The organism is Sulfurimonas sp. SWIR-19 (assembly GCF_020410885.1).
GTDB classification, from domain to species: domain Bacteria; phylum Campylobacterota; class Campylobacteria; order Campylobacterales; family Sulfurimonadaceae; genus Sulfurimonas; species Sulfurimonas sediminis.
Window position 1 is genome coordinate 1,527,142 of record NZ_CP084578.1, and the last position, 19,961, is coordinate 1,547,102.

Annotated in this window: 19 protein-coding genes; 14 read left to right on the forward strand and 5 right to left on the reverse strand. The window is 37.8% G+C overall.

The features are described from left to right. Positions 1 to 100: 100 nt before the first annotated feature. Complete coding sequence (locus LCX93_RS07925) at positions 101 to 1,339, forward strand: IS110 family RNA-guided transposase (RefSeq protein ID WP_226065297.1); 1,239 nt, start codon at positions 101 to 103, stop codon at positions 1,337 to 1,339. A 314-nt stretch (positions 1,340 to 1,653) separates the two neighbouring features. Here LCX93_RS07925 and LCX93_RS07930 read toward each other — a convergent pair whose 3' ends face one another. From LCX93_RS07930 to LCX93_RS07940, 3 genes are all read right to left on the reverse strand, one after another. Beyond that, positions 1,654 to 3,087: a porin gene (locus LCX93_RS07930; protein WP_226065703.1), complete on the reverse strand. Its 1,434-nt coding sequence runs from the start codon at positions 3,085 to 3,087 to the stop codon at positions 1,654 to 1,656. A 130-nt stretch (positions 3,088 to 3,217) separates the two neighbouring features. Next, entirely contained in the window at positions 3,218 to 3,871 is a 654-nt protein-coding gene (locus tag LCX93_RS07935; RefSeq protein WP_226065705.1) for a response regulator transcription factor, read from the reverse strand. After that, entirely contained in the window at positions 3,871 to 5,064 is a 1,194-nt protein-coding gene (locus LCX93_RS07940; protein WP_226065707.1) for a sensor histidine kinase, read from the reverse strand. Before LCX93_RS07940 ends, LCX93_RS07935 begins: the two co-directional genes overlap by 1 nt. A 122-nt stretch (positions 5,065 to 5,186) precedes the next feature. Between LCX93_RS07940 and LCX93_RS07945 the strand changes: the two genes are divergently transcribed. From LCX93_RS07945 to LCX93_RS08005, 13 genes are all read left to right on the forward strand, one after another. After that, positions 5,187 to 5,693 (forward strand): peptidylprolyl isomerase, encoded by a 507-nt coding sequence (locus tag LCX93_RS07945; RefSeq protein WP_226065709.1) that lies wholly within the window; start codon positions 5,187 to 5,189, stop codon positions 5,691 to 5,693. Positions 5,694 to 5,840: 147 nt separating this feature from the next. Next, positions 5,841 to 6,926, forward strand: coding sequence for an epoxyqueuosine reductase QueH (locus LCX93_RS07950; RefSeq protein WP_226069426.1), 1,086 nt, complete (start codon positions 5,841 to 5,843; stop codon positions 6,924 to 6,926). A 50-nt stretch (positions 6,927 to 6,976) separates the two neighbouring features. Further along, positions 6,977 to 7,426, forward strand: a complete 450-nt coding sequence (gene fabZ / locus LCX93_RS07955) for a 3-hydroxyacyl-ACP dehydratase FabZ (RefSeq protein ID WP_226065711.1) — start codon at positions 6,977 to 6,979, stop codon at positions 7,424 to 7,426. Between the two features lie 11 nt (positions 7,427 to 7,437). After that, positions 7,438 to 8,223: an acyl-ACP--UDP-N-acetylglucosamine O-acyltransferase gene (lpxA, locus tag LCX93_RS07960; RefSeq protein WP_226065713.1), complete on the forward strand. Its 786-nt coding sequence runs from the start codon at positions 7,438 to 7,440 to the stop codon at positions 8,221 to 8,223. Next, entirely contained in the window at positions 8,220 to 9,464 is a 1,245-nt protein-coding gene (gene clpX, locus LCX93_RS07965) for an ATP-dependent Clp protease ATP-binding subunit ClpX (protein ID WP_226065737.1), read from the forward strand. The genes lpxA and clpX overlap by 4 nt, the downstream gene beginning before the upstream one ends. 10 nt (positions 9,465 to 9,474) lie before the next feature. Next, a complete protein-coding gene (locus LCX93_RS07970; RefSeq protein WP_226065739.1) occupies positions 9,475 to 10,512 on the forward strand; it encodes a rod shape-determining protein in 1,038 nt (345 codons plus the stop codon). Continuing rightward, complete coding sequence (gene mreC, locus LCX93_RS07975) at positions 10,505 to 11,266, forward strand: rod shape-determining protein MreC (RefSeq protein WP_226065741.1); 762 nt, start codon at positions 10,505 to 10,507, stop codon at positions 11,264 to 11,266. Before LCX93_RS07970 ends, mreC begins: the two co-directional genes overlap by 8 nt. After that, a complete protein-coding gene (locus LCX93_RS07980) occupies positions 11,263 to 12,012 on the forward strand; it encodes a MipA/OmpV family protein (RefSeq protein WP_226065746.1) in 750 nt (249 codons plus the stop codon). The genes mreC and LCX93_RS07980 overlap by 4 nt, the downstream gene beginning before the upstream one ends. 225 nt (positions 12,013 to 12,237) lie before the next feature. After that, on the forward strand, positions 12,238 to 15,495 hold the full coding sequence (gene carB / locus LCX93_RS07985; RefSeq protein WP_226065755.1) for a carbamoyl-phosphate synthase large subunit: 3,258 nt from the start codon (positions 12,238 to 12,240) through the stop codon (positions 15,493 to 15,495). Beyond that, on the forward strand, positions 15,456 to 15,929 hold the full coding sequence (locus LCX93_RS07990; RefSeq protein WP_226065757.1) for a hypothetical protein: 474 nt from the start codon (positions 15,456 to 15,458) through the stop codon (positions 15,927 to 15,929). Before carB ends, LCX93_RS07990 begins: the two co-directional genes overlap by 40 nt. Beyond that, positions 15,926 to 16,372 (forward strand): hypothetical protein, encoded by a 447-nt coding sequence (locus LCX93_RS07995; RefSeq protein WP_226065759.1) that lies wholly within the window; start codon positions 15,926 to 15,928, stop codon positions 16,370 to 16,372. The genes LCX93_RS07990 and LCX93_RS07995 overlap by 4 nt, the downstream gene beginning before the upstream one ends. Position 16,373: 1 nt before the next feature. Beyond that, positions 16,374 to 16,952: a Cj0371 family chemotaxis-regulating polar lipoprotein gene (locus tag LCX93_RS08000; protein WP_193150068.1), complete on the forward strand. Its 579-nt coding sequence runs from the start codon at positions 16,374 to 16,376 to the stop codon at positions 16,950 to 16,952. A gap of 3 nt (positions 16,953 to 16,955) precedes the next feature. Then, the gene (locus LCX93_RS08005; RefSeq protein WP_226065762.1) at positions 16,956 to 18,134 is read left to right on the forward strand and encodes a glutathionylspermidine synthase family protein; all 1,179 of its coding nucleotides are present in this window, start codon (positions 16,956 to 16,958) and stop codon (positions 18,132 to 18,134) included. A 9-nt stretch (positions 18,135 to 18,143) separates the two neighbouring features. Here LCX93_RS08005 and LCX93_RS08010 read toward each other — a convergent pair whose 3' ends face one another. After that, on the reverse strand, positions 18,144 to 18,308 hold the full coding sequence (locus tag LCX93_RS08010) for a hypothetical protein (RefSeq protein ID WP_226065763.1): 165 nt from the start codon (positions 18,306 to 18,308) through the stop codon (positions 18,144 to 18,146). A 5-nt stretch (positions 18,309 to 18,313) separates the two neighbouring features. Next, the gene (locus LCX93_RS08015; RefSeq protein ID WP_502988726.1) at positions 18,314 to 19,912 is read right to left on the reverse strand and encodes an IS1634 family transposase; all 1,599 of its coding nucleotides are present in this window, start codon (positions 19,910 to 19,912) and stop codon (positions 18,314 to 18,316) included. Between the last annotated feature and the right edge of the window lie 49 nt (positions 19,913 to 19,961).

Consider the following 19,961-nt stretch of genomic DNA (forward strand, 5'->3'; position numbering starts at 1 on the left):
ACTTGTGTAACTTACCTATAGGATGCCAGGATGGGTTTTATCTCAATCCTCTATCGTTACGAGGCTGTAAGAAAAAGTTAAACAAATGAAAGGATGCACAATGCACTATTATGTAGGTATAGATATAGCAAAGAGTTTTCATGTTGCCTGTGTGGTTAATCAAGATGATAAAGTAATAAAGAAGTCACTCAAGTTTAATAATGACGAGAATGGCTTTAGTGAATTGGTTTTACTTTTGAACTCTATTGATGAAGTTTCAACCTTTACCATTGGTATGGAAGCAACAGGAATCTTCTTTGAAAATCTCTACCTTTATTTGAGTGAAAAAGGATTTAATGTACTATTACTCAATCCTTATCAAACAAATAGATTTAGAGAGATGGACAGTATGAAAAAAGTAAAAAATGACAACATTGATGCTTTAATGATAGCAGCTCTTATCAAATCAGGTAGATACTCTAAAGCTTATGTGAGTGAAGATACTTACCAAAGTATTAAATCACTCTATAGACATAAGAATAATCTCCTTGAGGAGATAAAAAAGCATAAACGACAGATATCTACACTCTTAGCTGTAGTATTTCCTGAGATGGAACAGGTAATAAAAGACCCATTTAATGTAACGGGGCTTGCTCTACTTGAAAAGTATCCAACTGCAAAGCATTATGAGTATGCCAGTGCGCAGAGGATACTTAAAACCTTTCGAGGTATTAAAGGCAATAACTTTAATGAGCAAAAAGCACAAAAGCTTTTAGAGTTAGCCAAACACTCTGTCTATCAGGGTAATGGTGTAGATGAGAGAGCTTATGTCATAAAGTCTCATATTCGACTTATTAAACTTCTACAAGAGGAGCTTAAAGAGCTTGAAAATGAGATGCTAAAGCTTTTTCATCAAGCACCACAACTTGAGAGGGATGAGGAGCAAGAGGTCATGGATATTATTGATAACCTTCGAACCATTCCTGGTGTAAGTGATAAAACCATCTTTGCACTCATTAGTGAGTGTGGGGATTTGAGCAGGTTTAAAAACAACTCTCATCTTATTGGTTATTTGGGCCTCTATCCTACACTGGAGCAATCTGGCAATAAGCTTAGTTATGGTCCTATTGCAAAGAGAGGTGCAAAGTTAGCTAAAAAAGCGTTATATCAAGCTGCCATTGCAGCTATTAGACATAATAATGAACTTAATAAGCTCTTTAGAGACAAGGTCTCTCAAGGCAGAGCCAAAAAAGAGGCTGTAGTCATTGTTGCAAGGAAACTTGCTCATATCATTTTAGCTATTTATAAAAACAATGTTGCCTATAATCCTCAAAGGGTATTTCAGGCATCAGCATCTTGAGTTTCATTCAACTATTTAACAATAAGTTGTTATAGAACTTGATAAACACTATATAGACAATTATATAACAGTCTATACCCTCAAGGGGCACCTAGCACTTTATCATTGTCAACCAAACAGTTTTTTAGTTGTTTGATCATTGAAACACTTGAGTCAAATTCTAGATAATGACTTGTAAAAAGTGCTTCAAAAATCAAACGCTCTTAAGAGCCAAAAGGCTCTTAAAAATGTTCTTTGAAAGTTTATTGTTACGGGACTATTGTCTTTTTTATTTTTTCGCTCCGTTTAAGTTATTCTTTATAGGATTGCTTGTATTAAAAGTTATAGTTTGCAATGAGTCTGTACTCACTCCAACCAGTGTCACTTCCTGGATTTGTTTCTGCAAATTTTCTGGGAAAATTTCCACGAAAACGAAGCTGCAGTTTTTCAACTGATTTTGGGTAGTATTTGATGTCAAATCCAGCTTCTGTTGCTGTTCTTTGTATACCATATCCGGAATTGGCATCTGTATCAAAAGCGACATAATACGCAGCAGTTGAAAGATTGACTCCATGTTGTTTGAAGTTATAAACAGCCGCAACCTTTGTTGCTTTTGTTCCCGCTAAAAACATATGACGGGTCACCATCCCCTGAGTATATGCCGGCATACCACCAAACTGTGTAAGTATCGCATTTTTATAAGCATCATCTCCTGCATTGTTTGAAGATGTTTGGGAGTAGGCAATATATGCAGCAAAACCTTCATATTTTGCCCCGATTTTACCCGCCCAGTACAAAGAGTCTATTGCCCCATCTCCCCCAAGCGGAGAGTACTGCATATATTTTCCGCCAACACTGTTTTGTTTAATCATCTGTACTTTTACAAATGGTTTTACATCGCTGTTTAGCAAACAGTTCCAGGATACTCCCGCATCAGCGTAGAGTGTATTGTAAAGATTCCATGCATAATCATTTGACACATCTATATGAAAGTTCTTTGCTGTATATTTGAGTTGGATATTTGTAACACCGGCAGTTTTTTTCCCTGTTGTTGCAAGTCCCAAGTTCAGATACTCTCCGGTTGGCACTCCTGTTGAAGCATTAATTCCTCTTGAAGTATACCCTGAAGTAGCAGCGAGTATTCCTCCTGCAGAATAGATATTTGCGAATGTTCCATAAGCTATTCTGTCTACATGTGCTATCTGCACAGTAATGTTTTTCACATCCTTGCTTACAAACTTGTATACTCTGAAAGTATTTGGAAGCGTTCTTGCATCATCTGATCCCATCATTAAAGAGTCATATCTCTGATAACCGAGTTTGGCATCACTTTTTAGCCCATATTGACTGAAATTGTATCCAAGATACCCCTCACCGAGAATTGAATATGACTTGTACCCGGTTCCAAGCAGTGCCGGTGACTGAGCAGTGTGTTGCTGCACTCCAAGATCCTGCACTGTATAAAAAGCCGCAGCCAACCGAATGCCGTTTAATGTAGCTGTTTCATACTTGAGATGGCCACCTAAAACAGTAGCATCTCTGTGCGTATCTGCTCCTGAACCTCCTTGGTATTGTCTGTCCACATAAAACATTCTAATCTGACCGCTTGTTGTTCCTTTTGCAAACATATCTTTTATGTCATCAGAAAGAACATGCACCTCTGGTGTGTCCGTAATACCATGCTTTAGTTTTATATTCACGCCGTCATAATCAGCATATACACTTGTCACCAGTGCTGCAACAAACATACTTAATGCAATTTTTTTCATATATACCTCCACTGTTTAATAAGGTAATCATAAATCCAAAACATAGCATTAACATAGCAATTCATATTTTTTACACAAAATTACAATCTAATCTCTGCTGTGTATCAATAGGTAACAATCTAAACTTCACTTATTTTTCGATCATATACCCCATGCCTCTTACATTAACAATAATATCTTCATGAAGTACTTTTTTCAGCCTGTTAATCTCTGCTCTTATGGTTGCATTATCTACAATTTGTTCATCCCATACATACATACGAAACTGTTCAAAATCGACTATTCTGCTTCTGTTCCTGGCTAAAATATCTATAATCTGTGATTGTTTTTTTGTAAGAATCTGGGGGGTGTTCTGAAATAAAAGCATATTGTTTTCCTGATCATACATATAGTTTTTTGAAAGCCTGAGAAAAACCAGAGGAATATCTTTGTCTGTCAAAATTCTGTCAATTTTCAAAGCAAGCTCTTTTAAATGAAAAGGTTTTTTCAAATAATCATAGCATCCCAGGTCATAGGCACGGGAGATATCTTCTATATCTACCAGGGCGCTGATATAAATACTAGGCGTATGGATTTTGATTGCATGAAGTTTTTCCAAAAGTGTCAATCCGTCTATATTTGGTACAGAGATATCCAAGATCAATAAATCATAGTCGTCTTTTTGAAGATTTTCAAATGCTTCAAGACCGTCTGTAAAACTTACAACAATATGCCCCTGCTCCTGCAGATACTCCTGTATAGACTCGTTTAACATTATTTCATCTTCCAGTAAAAGAATTTTCATTATTCACCCATCATTTTAAATTTATATTCAAAGGTAGTCAGTTTGTCAGTTGATGCAATATCTATGCGCACATTGTCTTCTTCACAAATATTTTTCACCAACTGCAGTCCCAATCCAAATCCTTTGACATTGTTGTTTTCCCTGTAGTATGCATCAAAAATTTTCTCCGGATTTTTTATAATTTTAGACTTGCTTGCTACACTAAACATCACATCTGCTCCTGTTTGCTTTACATGTAAGAAGACTGTTTCCTCCGGCAAAGTGTATTTGATGGCATTTGTAATAGTATTGTCCACAATACGCTGAAGTTTTGTTTCATTAAAATAGATATAAACCTTGTCCAAATCACTGCTGTATTCAAAATCGATTTTAGAAAGATGTGCAACATCTCTGAAAAACTCTATCCGCATGCTGAGATACGAAACCAGTTCAATTGAGACTTTGGGATACGGCACCTGATCTTTTTTTACCAGATAACTCAAATCATCATATATATTAAATATATTTTTTGCAGCCGCTTCTATTTTGGACAATTGTCTGTCTTTTTTATTTTTCATTTCATACAGTTCTATACTTGTCAAAATAACACTCAGAGGCGTGTTTGTTTCGTGCACAGTGTAGCGTAAAAACTCTTTTTGTGCGGCAAGTATCTCCTCTGAAAACTTTTTCTCTTCTAAAAGTTTTGCATTTGCCTGTTCCAAATACAACGTTTTCTTTTGTACCTTTTTTTCAAGAATAAGATTGATCTCTTTTAATGACAGTTTTTGCTGATTTATTGTCTTTACCATTTCATTTGCATACAGAACCATCTCTTTAAATTCTTTAAAAAAAATTTCATCAGGACTCAGCAATGCTTCTTTGTGTGCCGCATTTTTAAAAAAATTCAAAAACCGATGCATATCATTTTGAATCAACGCATAAAATATCTTATACAATCCAAGCATGATTGCAAAAAGTATAAAAGAGAGTGTCACAATAGCCAAAGTGTTTTTTATCAGAAGGCTTTTGAGCTGTTTTTGCGTATCTCCGTAATCAGCCACACTGTGTTCTTGCTTGTAGAGCGCTTTTTCATAATCCTGATAATTTTCTTTTATCAGCAAATAGGCAAATATAATGACAAAAACCAATATGACAACAGTTGTAACAGTATTGGCCTGCTTGATAGTCAAAGATGTAAATCTGTTCTTTTGCATTTTTTATCCCTGTTTTTCTCAAGAAAATTATACCGCTTTTAATTCCGAACTTAATTTTAAAAGTACAAGACATATTTATAAAAATTTAACTATAATACCAAAAATAAAATAAAGAGGTTTATATGTTTGGAAAAGCACAACTCAAAGAATACAATTTAAGCGAAGAAGAATTAAAAAAACTGCAATATGCAAAAATTGTAACAAACAAAGGCGATATCTGGATTAAACTTTATCCGGAGGAAACACCAAATACCGTTGCAAACTTTGCACATTTGGCACAAACAGGATTTTATGACAACCTTAGTTTTCACCGTGTTATTCCTGGTTTTATGGCACAGGGCGGTTGTCCACAGGGAACTGGAACAGGTGGTCCGGGCTGGTCTATAGCATGTGAAACTGACAAAAATACGCATAAACATGTCAAAGGAACACTTTCTATGGCACATGCCGGGCAAAACACAGGCGGAAGCCAGTTCTTTATCTGTTTTGTACCGTGTCCGCATCTTGACGGAGTCCATACAGTTTTTGGCGGGATTGAAGAGAATGACGCTGAGAGTTTTGCGGTTTTAGATTCAATTGAAGGTCAGGACGAAATAAAAACTATAGAAATTCACGAAAAAAGAGACTAGTTTTAAATAACTTTATTTATTTACATGTAAGCTTGTAAACTTTTTCGGAACCGGTATTCTAGTTTGTGTTTTTAAAGACTAAGGCCTAGGTTAAAACCCAGGTTCCGAAAAATGCTCATTACCTAAAAAATCTTTCAAGGAAAAAGCATCTTAGTACATATTTGTTGCAGTGTTGACTCACACTTCTTTCTGGAAAAACTTCAAAAAGATTTTCCAGAAGAAAAACTGACCGGCTTTTTTTATGACCCGAATATTCACCCCTATTCTGAATATCAACTGCGATTACTTGATGTAAAACGCAGTTGTGACAAACTCGGGATAGAACTTTTAGAAGGCGAATACGACTATGAAAGCTGGCTAAAAGCTGTTCGTGGACTCGAAAATGAACCTGAAAAAGGGGCTCGTTGTGAAGTCTGTTTTGACAAACGTTTTACAACAAGTGCAAAAAAAGCCCTCGAACTCGGTGAAAAGAAGATAACAACAACACTTTTGGTAAGTCCTCTCAAGTCCCAGGAACAGCTTAAACGTGTCGGTGACGAATTTTATAAAAGTCACGGTGTTGAGTTTGTAGCTGTTGACTACAGAAGCGGCGGCGGAACACAGGATCAAAGCCGTGTCACAAAAGAAGAACAACTCTACCGTCAGGACTATTGTGGCTGTATTTTCGGTCTTACCATGCAGCGGGATCAGCAAAACAAACTGATGGATGAGATGTTTTCACCAATTTCAGGACAAACGCTGCCTGCTTCCATTGAAGAACGCCTTTACATGTATACCAAGCGAAATAAGCTTGAAGATGAGGGTAAAGCATATAAAATAATCAAACAAAAGTTTTTAAATTACAGACAATTTAAATGTAAACTCACAGCAGGCAAAAAAGATATTCTTGAAGCCTATGCTCTAAGTTACTCTACCCTGCCGAGAAAAAAAGCACAGGGACGTATAGAATTTTCACATAATGGAGTGCATTATTTTAATCGTGAAGAGATAAAGTTCATTACTTTACAAACTTATAATGATTTGAGCCAATCCAACTACAAATCTATTAAGGAACTTATTTACAATCCTTTGGATTTTGAAAAAGAGCAGAGACTCAGAGCTGTTGTATCGGGCTCAAATTATGATATAACTCCGATAATAGTTGTTCAGGATATACCGCAGGCCAAGCTTATGCTAGAACTCGATGCCAAAGTATATGAAGACACCAAAGAAAAACTTATTATCTTTTCTTAACAATAAATTGGATAAAATATCAAAAAAATATTGTTATAAGGTTTATAAATATGCTTATGGATGTTACAGAAATACAAAAAATTCTTCCTCACCGTTATCCTTTTTTATTAGTTGACAGAGTTACTCAGCTCGAAAAGGGACAATCGGTTACTGCTTACAAAAATGTCTCTATTTCAGAACCGGTCTTTCAGGGACACTTTCCCGGTCATCCGATTTATCCTGGTGTTATGATTTTAGAAGGAATGGCACAGGCCGGCGGAATATTGTCATTTTTGAGTATGGGAGACCTTACAGAGGAAGAGATAGCAGGCAAAGTGGTCTATTTCATGAGCATCGACAAAGCAAAATTCAGAATGCCTGTAAAACCGGGAGACAAACTCGAATACAGAATTTCTGTCATAAAACAAAAAGGTACTATCTGGATGCTTAAAGGTGAAGCATATGTTGATGACAAATTAGCAAGCGAAGCGGAACTCAAAGCTATGATAGTTGACAAGTAAAGGATTTATTTTTGTCTCAAATATCTCAACTTGCCGTTATTGAAGACGGCGCGACAATCGGAGAAAATGTTACAATCGGACCATTTTGCTTTATCTCAAGTGAAGCAACGATTGGCAATGGAACAAGCATAGATGCAAACAGCTGTATTTACGGAAAAACGACTATCGGCAAAAACAACAAAATTTTTTCACATGCAGTCATCGGTTCGATACCACAGGACCTGAAATTCGACGGTGAAGATGTTGAACTCATCATCGGCGACAACAATACTATCCGTGAATTTACCCTTTTTAACCCGGGTACAAAAGGCGGCGGCGGAAAAACCATCATAGGCAACGACAACCTTTTTATGGGATACGTTCACCTCGGACATGATGTCATCATCGGCAATCACTGTATTTTGGCAAATGCTGCAACACTTGCAGGACATGTGGAACTTGGCAACTATGTTGTTATTGGCGGTATGACACCGATTCACCAGTTTGTACATGTAGGCGATTATGCCATGGTGGGAGGCGCTTCGGCTTTGGCACAGGATATTCCTCCTTTTTGTATGGCTGAAGGGAACCGTGCTTCACTTCGAGGACTTAATTTAACGGGTCTGAGAAGACATTTGTCAAGAGATGACATCAATGCCCTTAAATCAGCCTACAGAGAACTTTTTGAATCAGGCAGACCACTCAAAGATACAGCAAGCGAACTGCTGGAAAACTCAGACAATCATTATGTAACAGATTTATGTAACTTTGTCATTACAACAAAACGCGGAATTCCGTTTGAAAGGAAAAAAGTATGATACACAGACATTGCAGCTTTTGTGATGCAAGCGAAAGCGAAAAAAACCCTCTAATAGCAGGCAACGGTGTTTACATTTGTAAAAACTGTGTTGTTTCAGCTTACAAAATAATGTTTGGTGATGAAAAAGAACTTGCAAAAGAAAACAACAGCGAACTTGTTGATGCAGTACACAAACTTATGACACCAAAAGAGCTTGATGCTTTTTTGGGTGAGTATATTATAGGACAGGAAAGAGCAAGAAAACTCCTGAGCGTTGCTGTTTATAATCACTACAAGCGTATATTTAAAATGCACAAATCAGATAAAGATGATACAGAAATTGCAAAGTCAAACATTCTGCTTATCGGTCCTACAGGAAGCGGTAAGACACTGATGGCACAGACCATCGCACGGGTACTGAATGTCCCTATCGCCATTGCGGATGCGACAAGTCTGACAGAAGCAGGATATGTCGGAGAAGATGTTGAAAACATTTTGACAAAACTCATTCAGGCAGCTGACGGTGATGTCGAGCGTGCACAAAAAGGCATCATCTTTCTTGATGAAGTTGACAAAGTTTCACGTATGAGCGAAAACCGCTCCATTACCCGTGATGTTTCAGGAGAAGGTGTCCAACAGGCACTTTTAAAAATCATCGAAGGTTCTTCTGTCAATATACCGCCAAAGGGCGGAAGAAAACATCCTAATCAGGAGTTTACATCTATTGATACTACAAATATTTTATTTATCTGTGGCGGTGCCTTTGACGGACTTGAAGATATTTTAAAGCGTAAACAGGGTGAAAATGTTCTTGGTTTCGGACAGGAAAAGAAAACAAAAGAAGAGAAAAAGCCTACATTTGACATGGTTGAACCGGATGATCTGGTTCATTACGGACTTATTCCCGAGCTTGTAGGACGTCTCCCTATCATTGCATCACTCAATGAAATCACTGAAGATGACATGGTACGCATTTTAACAGAGCCGAAAAACTCTCTGGTCAGACAATATAAAAAACTTTTTGCCATAGATGATGTGGAACTGAACTTTGAAGAAGATGCACTCCGTGCCATAGCAAAAAAAGCCATCAAAAGAAAAACAGGCGCACGGGGACTTCGTGCAATTTTAGAAGAGAGCATGATAGATATCATGTATGAACTCCCTGAATACAGCGGTTATGAAGTAATGATTACCAAAGAAGTCATTGAAAATGGCGAACAACCTCTTTACATTAAGAAAACAACACAAAAAACAGCATAAGGCATAATAAATGATATTTAATAAAATAGTCGGACTTTTTTCAAATGACCTTTCAATCGACTTGGGAACTGCCAATACAATCGTAATAGCGAAAGGTCGGGGAATCATTATCAACGAGCCTTCTGTTGTTGCTGTCAAAACCGAAAAATATGGACAACAGCGTGTACTCGCTGTCGGACATGAAGCAAAAGAGATGGTAGGAAAGACTCCCGGCAATATCAAAGCCATCCGTCCTATGCGTGACGGTGTTATCGCTGATTTTGACATGACTGAAAAAATGATCCGCAAATTCATAGAAAAAGCACATGGCAGAAGCTCTTTAATATCTCCCCGTATTATTATCTGCGTCCCTTACGGATTGACGCAGGTTGAGAGAAAAGCAGTTCGTGAATCAGCTCTTAGTGCCGGAGCGCGCGAAGTTTTTCTCATAGAAGAACCTATGGCTGCTGCTATTGGAGCTGGTGTTGACATTCGTGAACCACAGGGGAATCTTGTTGTAGACATTGGTGGCGGTACAACTGAAATAGGTGTTGTGTCTCTTGGCGGTCTTGTGCTCTCAAAGTCCATCCGTACAGCCGGAGATAAAATTGATCAGGGTATTGTCAACTATGTAAGAAAAAAATACAATCTTCTTATAGGAGAGAGAGTTGCCGAAGAGATTAAAATAAACATTGGAACAGCTGTAGAACTTGACCAGGAACTTACAATGGTTGTTAACGGACGCGATCAGGTTGAAGGACTGCTGAGTTCCGTGGAACTTACAAGCGAAGATGCCAGAGAAGCTATGAAAGAGCCGCTCAAAGAAGTCGCCGAAGCACTACGGGATGTTTTAGAAAGAATGCCGCCTGATTTAGCCGGTGATATTGTCAATCACGGCATTATTTTAACCGGGGGCGGTGCTTTGATCCGTCAACTTGACAAATATCTCTCAGACATTGTCAGAATTCCCGTTTTTGTAGCCGACGAACCTCTTTTGGCTGTTGCACGGGGAACAGGAAGAGCTTTAGAAGAGATAGACCTCCTTCAAGAACTTTTTGAGAATGAATAAAAAATCGTTTGTCTATTTTTTTATCCTGATAGCACTCTTTATGGGTGCTTTATACTACAACAGCCCTATCCAGTCCCCGATTGTTTCAGCACTCAACACTATAAAATCAAATTATTTTGACAGTATAGAATTTTTTAACAACAAAACAGACAAATATTTATTTCAGGCACAGGAGATAGAAAAACTAAAAAAGAAACTGCAAAGATATGAAAACAACCATCTTGTCATACAGCAACTCACCAATGAACTGAACAATTTGTATAATGAAAACAACTCCACCTTGGCAACAAACCCCAAGGTAGAACTTGTCCGTGCAATATCGTATGAAAAATTTGGAAATATCAACAGATTATGGATGGATATTCCAGATTATAATGCCTCAAAAATTTATGGCTTAACCTACAAAGAGTTTGTTGCAGGAATAGTGATAGCAAAAAACAACAAACCTCTGGCACTGCTTAATTCTGACATAAAAAGTGCCTACTCTGTTTATGTAGGGAAAGAAAAAGCACCCGGTATTGCACATGGGAACAATGCAGAAAATATAGTTATCAATTTCATACCGGCCTGGTTCAGTATCAAACCCGGGGATGAAGTGATCACATCAGGTCTCGACAACATTTTTTTTAAAGGTCTCAAAGTAGGAAAGGTTCTTTCTGTTACAAGATCACAAGGCTATCAAAATGCTGTCGTTAAACAATATTACAAGGCGAACGAGCCGGGTTATTTTCATATAATAAGGAAGCTAAAATGAAATATTTCATAATCTTGGTGTTGTTGTTTTTACATCTTACAGCCCAACAAAACAAACAAGAACTTACAATCGGCGCCGGACCGTACTTTCAGAGTCAACCTTACAAGGAGGCCTCTGCCCTTGTTTTGCCTTCACCGGTAATCTTTTTTGACAATTCTGTTGTGTATGCAAGATGGAGCAGATTCGGGCTTTACTTTTTAGGAGACAAAAAAGAAGAATACTCCTGGGGATTTTCCTTTACTGTGCAGCCGAGAACACTTGGCTACAAAGCATCAGACTCCGTCTCTTTGCAGGGAATGAGTGACAAAGACTCAACAATGGAAGGTGGTATTGCTTTTAGCGCCGGATATAAAGACTCTGCCTATATTGAAGTGATGCTTTTGGCGGACATCCTCAACAAATATAATTCATGGATAGGCAGTGTAGAAATTGGTGACAAGTACACAGCAGGTCGATTTACTTTTTATCCGAGTGCTGTACTTTTATACCAGCCCAGAAAATTTCTTGATTATTATTACGGAGTCAAAAATTCCGAAGCAACACTGCAGCGTCCTGCTTACATGCCAAAGGGAGGATTTTCATTTGCCGTGCAAACATATATTAAATATCCTCTGACCAAAAAACTCTCAGCCCTTTTGAACATAAGAGCAGACAGAATTCCAAACAGTGCCTACAACAGTCCTTTGGTAAACAACAAATTTATTTACTCTGGGCTTGCCTCGGTTATCTACACTTTTATCTATTGATACCAATCCCCAGTAAAGATATGAAATTTAAATTAAAAATAAGCTATTAGATACAAGGCAGAATGTTGCAGGAGTTACTGGTAGCTTCAAAATAGTCTAACGAAGTAGATAATACTATCGTTTAAGTTTCATATCTTTACTGGGGATTGGTATAACTAAACTCCTATTAAGTGCCTTTTGGCTATAATCTCTAAATTTATATATACAATTTTCAAGAGGGAACAAATGCCAAAACGCACCGACATAAAAACTATTTTACTTATAGGTTCTGGCCCGATTATTATCGGTCAGGCCTGTGAATTTGACTACTCTGGAACACAGGCTGTTAAAACATTAAAAGAATTGGGTTACCGCGTTGTTCTCATCAACTCAAATCCTGCAACCATCATGACTGATCCTGAATTTGCAGACAGAACCTATATAGAACCTATCAAAGAAGATGTTATCGCCAAAATCATCAAAGATGAAAAAGTAGATGCTGTTTTGCCGACTATGGGCGGACAGACTGCACTCAATGTAGCTATGAGTATGTATGAAAAAGGAATGCTTGAAGGTGTAGAGTTTTTAGGTGCAAACCCCGAAGCGATTAACAAAGGCGAAGACAGACAGCTTTTTAATGAAGCGATGACAAAAATCGGTATGGATTTGCCAAAAAGCAGAAATGCCTACAGTGTTGAAGAAGCCATAGAAGTTGTCAAAGAGATAGGTTTTCCGGTCATCTCAAGAGCTTCGTTTACTCTTGCCGGTGGCGGTTCCGGTGTGGCGTATAATATGGAAGAGTTTAAAAAACTTGCACAGGAAGGCATTTCAGCTTCACCGGTGAATGAAATAGAGATCATGGAATCCATGCTTGGCTGGAAAGAGTATGAAATGGAAGTTATCCGTGACAAAGCGGACAACTGTATCATTGTTTGTTCTATAGAAAATTTCGACCCTATGGGTGTCCACACAGGAGACTCTATCACAGTAGCCCCTGCCCTTACACTCACAGACAAAGAGTATCAAAGAATGCGAGATGCCTCTTTTGCAATTTTACGTGAAGTCGGCGTTGACACAGGTGGCTCAAACGTTCAGTTTTCCATTGACCCAAAAACAGGACGCATGATTGTCATTGAGATGAATCCGCGTGTTTCGCGCTCTTCTGCACTGGCAAGTAAAGCAACAGGGTATCCTATTGCCAAAGTAGCCACCCTTTTAGCAGTCGGATTTACCCTTGATGAGATTGAAAATGACATCACGGGAACACCTGCGGCTTTTGAACCGGTTATAGATTATGTTGTTACAAAAATACCGCGTTTTACATTTGAAAAATTTCCTGAAGCACAAAGTACACTCAGCACATCTATGAAATCAGTCGGTGAAGTTATGGCAATCGGCCGTACTTTTAAAGAGTCTGTTCAAAAAGCACTCTGCTCCCTTGAAACAGGACTTTGCGGTTTTGATGACATTGAGGCGGATGATGAATTTGTCAAACATGAGATCCGTCGTCCCAATGCTGACAGAATCTTGTATGTTGCCGAAGGTTTTCGTCGTGGCATGAGTATACAGGAAATGTTTGACACCTGCCAGATTGATCCATGGTTCTTGTATCAAATACAAGAGATGATGGAAACAGAAGCAACCATCAGCGATAAAATCCTTTTTGATGAGGAGTTAATGCGAAAAGTAAAAGTTGACGGTTTTTCTGACAAAAGAATTGCACAGCTTATCGCAAAAAATTCTCAAGAAACAGTGAGTGAAGACCTGGTCTATGAAGCAAGAAAAAAGCTTGGCATCAGTTTGGAATATAATGAAGTAGACACCTGTGCCGCTGAGTTTGAAGCACTCACTCCTTATCTCTACTCAACAACAAACATTACAAAACTGCCAAATGTCACAAACCGACAGAGTGATAAACAAAAAGTGCTTATTTTAGGCGGTGGACCAAATCGTATAGGACAGGGAATCGAGTTTGACTACTGTTGTGTTCATGCGGCATTCGCACTTAAAGAGATGGGCATAGAGACTATTATGTATAACTGTAATCCTGAAACAGTCTCTACTGACTATGACACATCTGATGTACTCTATTTTGAACCGATAGATTTTGAGCATGTCCGCGAAGTGATAGAAAATGAAAATCCTGATGGGATTATCGTTCACTTTGGAGGGCAAACACCACTCAAACTTGCGGACTCTTTGACAAAAATCGGTGCAAAAATTTCAGGAACACCCTCATCCGTCATTGATTTGGCAGAAGACAGAGAACAGTTTAGTGACTTTGTAAAAGCACATAATCTCAAACAGCCTGCAAATGGTTTGGCCCGGACAAAAGAAGAATCATTCATTATAGCTGAGCGATTGGGTTATCCTGTGCTTGTTCGTCCCTCTTTTGTTCTTGGCGGACGTGGGATGCGTATTGTCTACTCAGAAGATGAACTTCGTCAGTACATGGATCTTGCCATTTCTGTCTCCAATGAAGCCCCTGTTTTAGTAGACAAATTTTTGGATCAGGCCATTGAGCTTGATGTGGATTGTATTTGTGACGGCAAAGATGTCTACATCGGTTCTGTTATGCAACACATCGAAGAGGCAGGTATACACTCTGGAGATTCGGCATGTTCACTGCCTCCGATGAATTTGACACAGGATATGATAGAAAAAGTTGAGCAGCAGACAAAAGTCATCGCACTCGGTCTTGGCGTTGTCGGACTGATGAATGTACAGTATGCAATTTATCAGGATGAAATCTATCTTATTGAGGTCAATCCTCGTGCTTCACGTACAGTTCCTTTTGTCTCAAAAGCAACCGGTATGCCTCTTGCAAAAGTAGCCACACGTGTTATGATGGGCAAAGATTTAAGAAGTTCACTCGCCTACTATGACAAATATGAAATAGTTGAAGAGCACAACGGTCTGCTTCGTCCTCGTCTCAAAGGGCATGTCTCTGTCAAAGAAGCGGTATTTCCTTTCCATAAACTTTACGGTGCCGATTTGGTACTGAGTCCGGAGATGAAGTCTACGGGTGAAGTAATGGGTATCAGTAAAAACTTCGGGGTAAGTTTTGCAAAAGCACAGCTCAGTGCAGGAAACAATATTCCGACAGGCGGAACATGTTTCCTCTCTTTTGTTGATACAGATAAAAAACATGCTCCTGAAATAGCAAAAGGTCTGGTTGAACACGGCTTTAGACTTGTTGCAACAAAAGGGACACAAAAAGCCATAGAAGAAGCAGGCATAGCATGTGAAGTGGTTTTAAAAATTTCAGAAGGTCGTCCAAATATCGAAGACAGCATGAAAAATGATGAAATAGCAATGGCAATTAATACATCTGACAACAACACATCCAAAAAAGATGCTGTTGTCATTCGCCAAGAAGTGCTTAAAAGAAGTATTCCTTACTTTACAACACTCAGTGCAGCAAGAGCACTGATACTCGCACTCGATGAAATGGAAGATGAAAAATGGTCAAGTTCAACAGCCCTGCAAGATTTTTTAGTATAAAAACAAATATCATTCTCTCACAAACCGACACTACTGTCGGTTTTTTGTCACAGGATGCACCTAAACTCTCTGCAGTAAAATCACGTCCAAATACCAAACCTTTCATTGTTGTTTATAAAAATTTTCACGCATTAAAAAAAGAGCACAAAAGAGTTCCAAACAGTCAAAAAAACAGAGTCAGACGCTCAAAAAAAACAACCTTTATAGTAAAAAACCATGCTTTTCGGGTTGCAGAAGATGTCGTTGATTCTTCTTATTTAAGACAAAAGGAATGGACATACTCTACATCTGCCAATGAAAGCGGTAAAAACTTTTCAAGAACTTTTTGTGAGCAAAAAGCTGATATAATAATAGAAGACAAGAGAGGACTGTTTGAAGGTCAGGCTTCAAAACTCTATAAAATCAACCATAAAAAAATAAAGAGGTTACGATGAGCAAACTGTTCCAGGCACTGCTAAGCGGTATGTTTTTTACTTTCATACTTGATTTTTTCATTATATTGGGTGTGAAACTCAATTATATTGATTTTTATGGTGTGCATGTATACTACAATATTTTATTTGCTGATCATCAAAATTTCTTTTTATTTTTATTTTTTTCTATAGTTCTTGGCTATCTGGTAGTCTATGCCAGTACAAAAACAGCACTGATTGTTATAGGTTCTCTCTTTGTCCTCTCTTTTGCAACGCTTATTCCTCCTATAGGAAAAGCTGTTGGAGAAATGATGCTTATGAAAAAAAACATTACACTCAAAACGGACAAATTTTTCTATCATGGTGATCTCTACTATGATGGAAGAAAAAATGTAACATTTTACGATTATGAACTAAAAAAAGTTATAATTCTAGATAAAAATAAAATTCGAGGTCAATATTAGCATGAAACATATTTCTTCAATTGCCAGCGGTGTTGTTTTAGGAACTGCAGGTGTTTTAATGATGAGTACGCTTACAGGGTGTGAGCAAAAACAACAAGAAGCACAAAATAAATTTTTGGTCATAGAACAACAGCCAAACGGAAAGTATAAAGTTGTCGAAGAGATGCCAACACAGGGACCTTCACGTGCAATCATCAGAGAACGTGATGAATTTGGCAGAGTCACAGAGCGTTTTATGAACGAAGAAGAGATGAAAGCTTTAGCTGCACAAGAGTATCAAAAAGTACAAAACGGTACGAGCGAAACACTTCAAGACAATTCAGGCAGTGCAGGCATGGGACTAGCCGGTACAATTTTAGCCGTTGCGGCAGGAAGTTTACTCGGAAATATGATAGGCAATGCGCTGATGAACAACAAAAGTTTTTCCAGAAATGCAAGCAGTGTCAACAGAAGTGCCTACAGCCGTTCGGCAGCAGGCAAGGCAGCAAGAAAATCAACAAGCAGCAGAAAAAGCTTCTTTGGCGGCACTTCAAGAAGCTCAAGCTACAGCAGAAGCAGTGGCGGATTTTTTGGAGGCTGATAGATGATAACGACACAAAAACTGAGTCCAATAGACGATGAAACCTTAGAAGAGATAGGCTTTACCTGGCATACTGATTCTGACGGCAGCAAGTATGTCAGCGATGAACTTGTAGAAGTCACCCAGGAAGAAGCAGAGGCCTATTATGAGGCAGCAAATACTCTTTATGATATGTATGTCGAAGCAGCCGAATATGTCATCAGCAATGATCTCTTTTTTGATTTGGGCATTCCTTTCAATCTTATACAGAGCATTAAAAAAAGCTGGGAAAACGATGTCCATTGGCATATTTACAGTCGTTTTGATTTGGCCGGCGGTATTGACGGACAGGATATAAAACTTATAGAATTTAATGCCGACACCCCTACAGCACTTTTTGAGACTGCACTTTTACAATGGGCAATTTTAAAATCCAATGATATGGACGAAGAGCGTCAGTTTAACAATGTATATGAGGCCGTCACTAACAATTTTAAAAGACTCGTTACACTCTTTGATGACACAAACAAGTTTGAAGAATTCTATGACGGCTGGAAAATTCTTTTTTCTTCTGTTGAAGGCAATGATGAAGAAGAAGCCACCACAAAACTCCTGCAGCAAATGGCAACCGATGCCGGATTTGTTACAAAGTTTGAGTTTTTACAGAATGTCCGCTTTGATGAAGATGGCATTTATGACAGTGATGACATAAATTATGAGTACTGGTTTAAACTTTATCCGTGGGAAGACATTGCAGTTGATGAGCCGGAACTTGCCACAACACTTACAAATATTATCCAAAATCAAAAAGCCATAATTTTAAACCCTGCCTATACTTTACTCTTCCAGTCAAAAGGAATGATGGCAATTTTATGTGAACTGTTTCCGGATTCGCCTTACCTTCTTAAAACCTCTTTTGAACCGCTTCAGGGACTCAAGCAAGTTGAAAAACCTGTTTTTGGACGCGAAGGTGCCAATACAAAGATTATTGAAGCAAACGGAAGTATCAGCATTCAGACTGACGGTCCCTATGCGAATCATAAAAAAATCTACCAGGAGTATGTGGAATTTCCAAAAGATGTCCATGGAAAAAAATATCAGGCAGGTGTTTTCTTTGCCTATGAAGCCTGCGGACTGAGTTTTAGAAAAGGCGGAGATATTTTAGACAATATGAGTAAATTTGTAGGCCATGTTATACTTTAGAGATGCCCTTTAGAGTCTTTGTGGCATTTCATCTTTAAAAGCGGTTTTTTCTGCTTCTTTGAGTAAATCCAGTGCACCTTTGTCTATCATTTTTTGGGCAAGTTCTTTGCCTAAATTTTTACTTTCTTCTATACTTCTTACGACTTTTTTCCTGACTTTCTCATATGGACACACATTTTTTAAGTGTTGATTGCATCATAAACCTTTTGCTGTATCTCATCAAACGATAAAGTATAGAACTTCCCCTTGACATTGAGAGCAAACATATGTTTAATAATATCGCGGAGCAGTTTTTGAGAAAAATTAAATTTTACATTGCCTAATTTCAACCTTCTCTCAAACTCTTTATAGACAGCATACGATACAAACGAAATAAGAACATGCGCCTTTATCCTCTCTTCAATTCTATGATATATAGGTCTTATGCGCAAATCTGTCTTTGATATTCTAAATGCCTTCTCAACATCATATTGATTCTGATAGTGTGCTATAACATCATTGGCTGAGAGTGTAAAATCATTTGTTGCAAACCCTTTAATACCATCAAGTCTCTCATCTTGCATTACTCTGTCTGGATTGAGTTTGTATTTGATATTGCATTTATCATCAATATCCAAATATTTTGCATAGTATGAGAGTTTTAAGTCACTCTTGGTGATATTTTTCTTTGAGAGTTTTGCTTTGATTTTTTCTAATGCTTTTTCTCTTGTTCTTTTATCTTTTTTGGCCCGTTTGGTAGAGTAAGAGAGAATAAGCTTTTGTTTGATGTGGAGTATTTGTTTTTTATCATTTTCATCTTTATAGGGTATCTCTTTTTCAATCTCTATTGTATGAATAGTTCCATTATCAAGAAAGGTTAAATTTGCAATACGTTCTTTGAGATTATTGTCAATATTTTTGATCTTATAGGCAAGGATATATTTGTAGCCATTATTTTCTAAAAAAGCTATATTTGCATGTGTAAGCATTCCTCTGTCAGCTACAACGATTGGTTTGTTTTTGAGATGAAATCTTGTTTGGAATTTTTGCAGTATATCAACAAGAGTATGCCCTTCATATTTATTTCCCTCATATAGCTCAAAGCTCAGTGGATGCCCCTCTAAGGTTGTAAACAATCCCAGCAGTATTTGGGGACGGGCAACTTTTCCCTCTTTTGAAAATCCTATGCGTCTTAAGTCATCTTCGCTCTCACTCTCGAAGTATAATGTTGTTACATCATAAAAGGTTACCGTGATAGCACCTTGCATTATTTTTTTGGTATGCTCAAACACGCACTGCTCTATTTGTTGTTTTATCTCCTCTTGGTAGATAGTATCTAGAAAGCGGTAGATTCTGTTTTTATCAATCTTTTCTTTTTTAAAATATTCAAGATAATCTATAAGGTAGAGCTTACTGCCAGGATAGAGTATTCTTGATATAACAAGCGATTTAAAAAGCTGCATCTTTTGAAAATCTAAAGCGATTTTATCGCATCCTAAATATTTGAATATTTTGCCATAAATAAGTTCATCACCTATAGGTGTTACATCTCTGTTTGCCAATGAAATAAACTCTAAATTATTTTGCTTGTCATCATCTTTTATAGTGTCAAAGAGTGTTGGATAGAGTTCTTTGTTTAATTCTTCTAATCGTTTTTGTGCTATCTCAAGATAGATTCTTTTTTCATCATCATTTTTGACACAGGCAATAGTCTCTACTACCTTATATTGCCGATGAGTCCTGTCTATGATTTGAATACTGATAGTTCCACTACTGTTTTTCTTTTGGCGAATATGCAAACTCATAGGCAAATTGTAACAAATTTATGAAGCCCGGACACACACTTTT

Excerpts from the sequence above, each read along its gene's own strand:
- LCX93_RS07925 (WP_226065297.1), top strand. The coding sequence starts at position 101 with ATGCACTATTATGTAGGTATAGATATAGCAAAGAGTTTTCATGTTGCC.
- LCX93_RS07930 (WP_226065703.1), bottom strand. The coding sequence starts at position 3,087 with ATGAAAAAAATTGCATTAAGTATGTTTGTTGCAGCACTGGTGACAAGT.
- LCX93_RS07935 (WP_226065705.1), bottom strand. The coding sequence starts at position 3,871 with ATGAAAATTCTTTTACTGGAAGATGAAATAATGTTAAACGAGTCTATA.
- LCX93_RS07940 (WP_226065707.1), bottom strand. The coding sequence starts at position 5,064 with ATGCAAAAGAACAGATTTACATCTTTGACTATCAAGCAGGCCAATACT.
- LCX93_RS07945 (WP_226065709.1), top strand. The coding sequence starts at position 5,187 with ATGTTTGGAAAAGCACAACTCAAAGAATACAATTTAAGCGAAGAAGAA.
- fabZ (WP_226065711.1), top strand. The coding sequence starts at position 6,977 with ATGCTTATGGATGTTACAGAAATACAAAAAATTCTTCCTCACCGTTAT.
- clpX (WP_226065737.1), top strand. The coding sequence starts at position 8,220 with ATGATACACAGACATTGCAGCTTTTGTGATGCAAGCGAAAGCGAAAAA.
- LCX93_RS07970 (WP_226065739.1), top strand. The coding sequence starts at position 9,475 with ATGATATTTAATAAAATAGTCGGACTTTTTTCAAATGACCTTTCAATC.
- mreC (WP_226065741.1), top strand. The coding sequence starts at position 10,505 with ATGAATAAAAAATCGTTTGTCTATTTTTTTATCCTGATAGCACTCTTT.
- LCX93_RS07980 (WP_226065746.1), top strand. The coding sequence starts at position 11,263 with ATGAAATATTTCATAATCTTGGTGTTGTTGTTTTTACATCTTACAGCC.
- carB (WP_226065755.1), top strand. The coding sequence starts at position 12,238 with ATGCCAAAACGCACCGACATAAAAACTATTTTACTTATAGGTTCTGGC.
- LCX93_RS07990 (WP_226065757.1), top strand. The coding sequence starts at position 15,456 with ATGGTCAAGTTCAACAGCCCTGCAAGATTTTTTAGTATAAAAACAAAT.
- LCX93_RS07995 (WP_226065759.1), top strand. The coding sequence starts at position 15,926 with ATGAGCAAACTGTTCCAGGCACTGCTAAGCGGTATGTTTTTTACTTTC.
- LCX93_RS08000 (WP_193150068.1), top strand. The coding sequence starts at position 16,374 with ATGAAACATATTTCTTCAATTGCCAGCGGTGTTGTTTTAGGAACTGCA.
- LCX93_RS08005 (WP_226065762.1), top strand. The coding sequence starts at position 16,956 with ATGATAACGACACAAAAACTGAGTCCAATAGACGATGAAACCTTAGAA.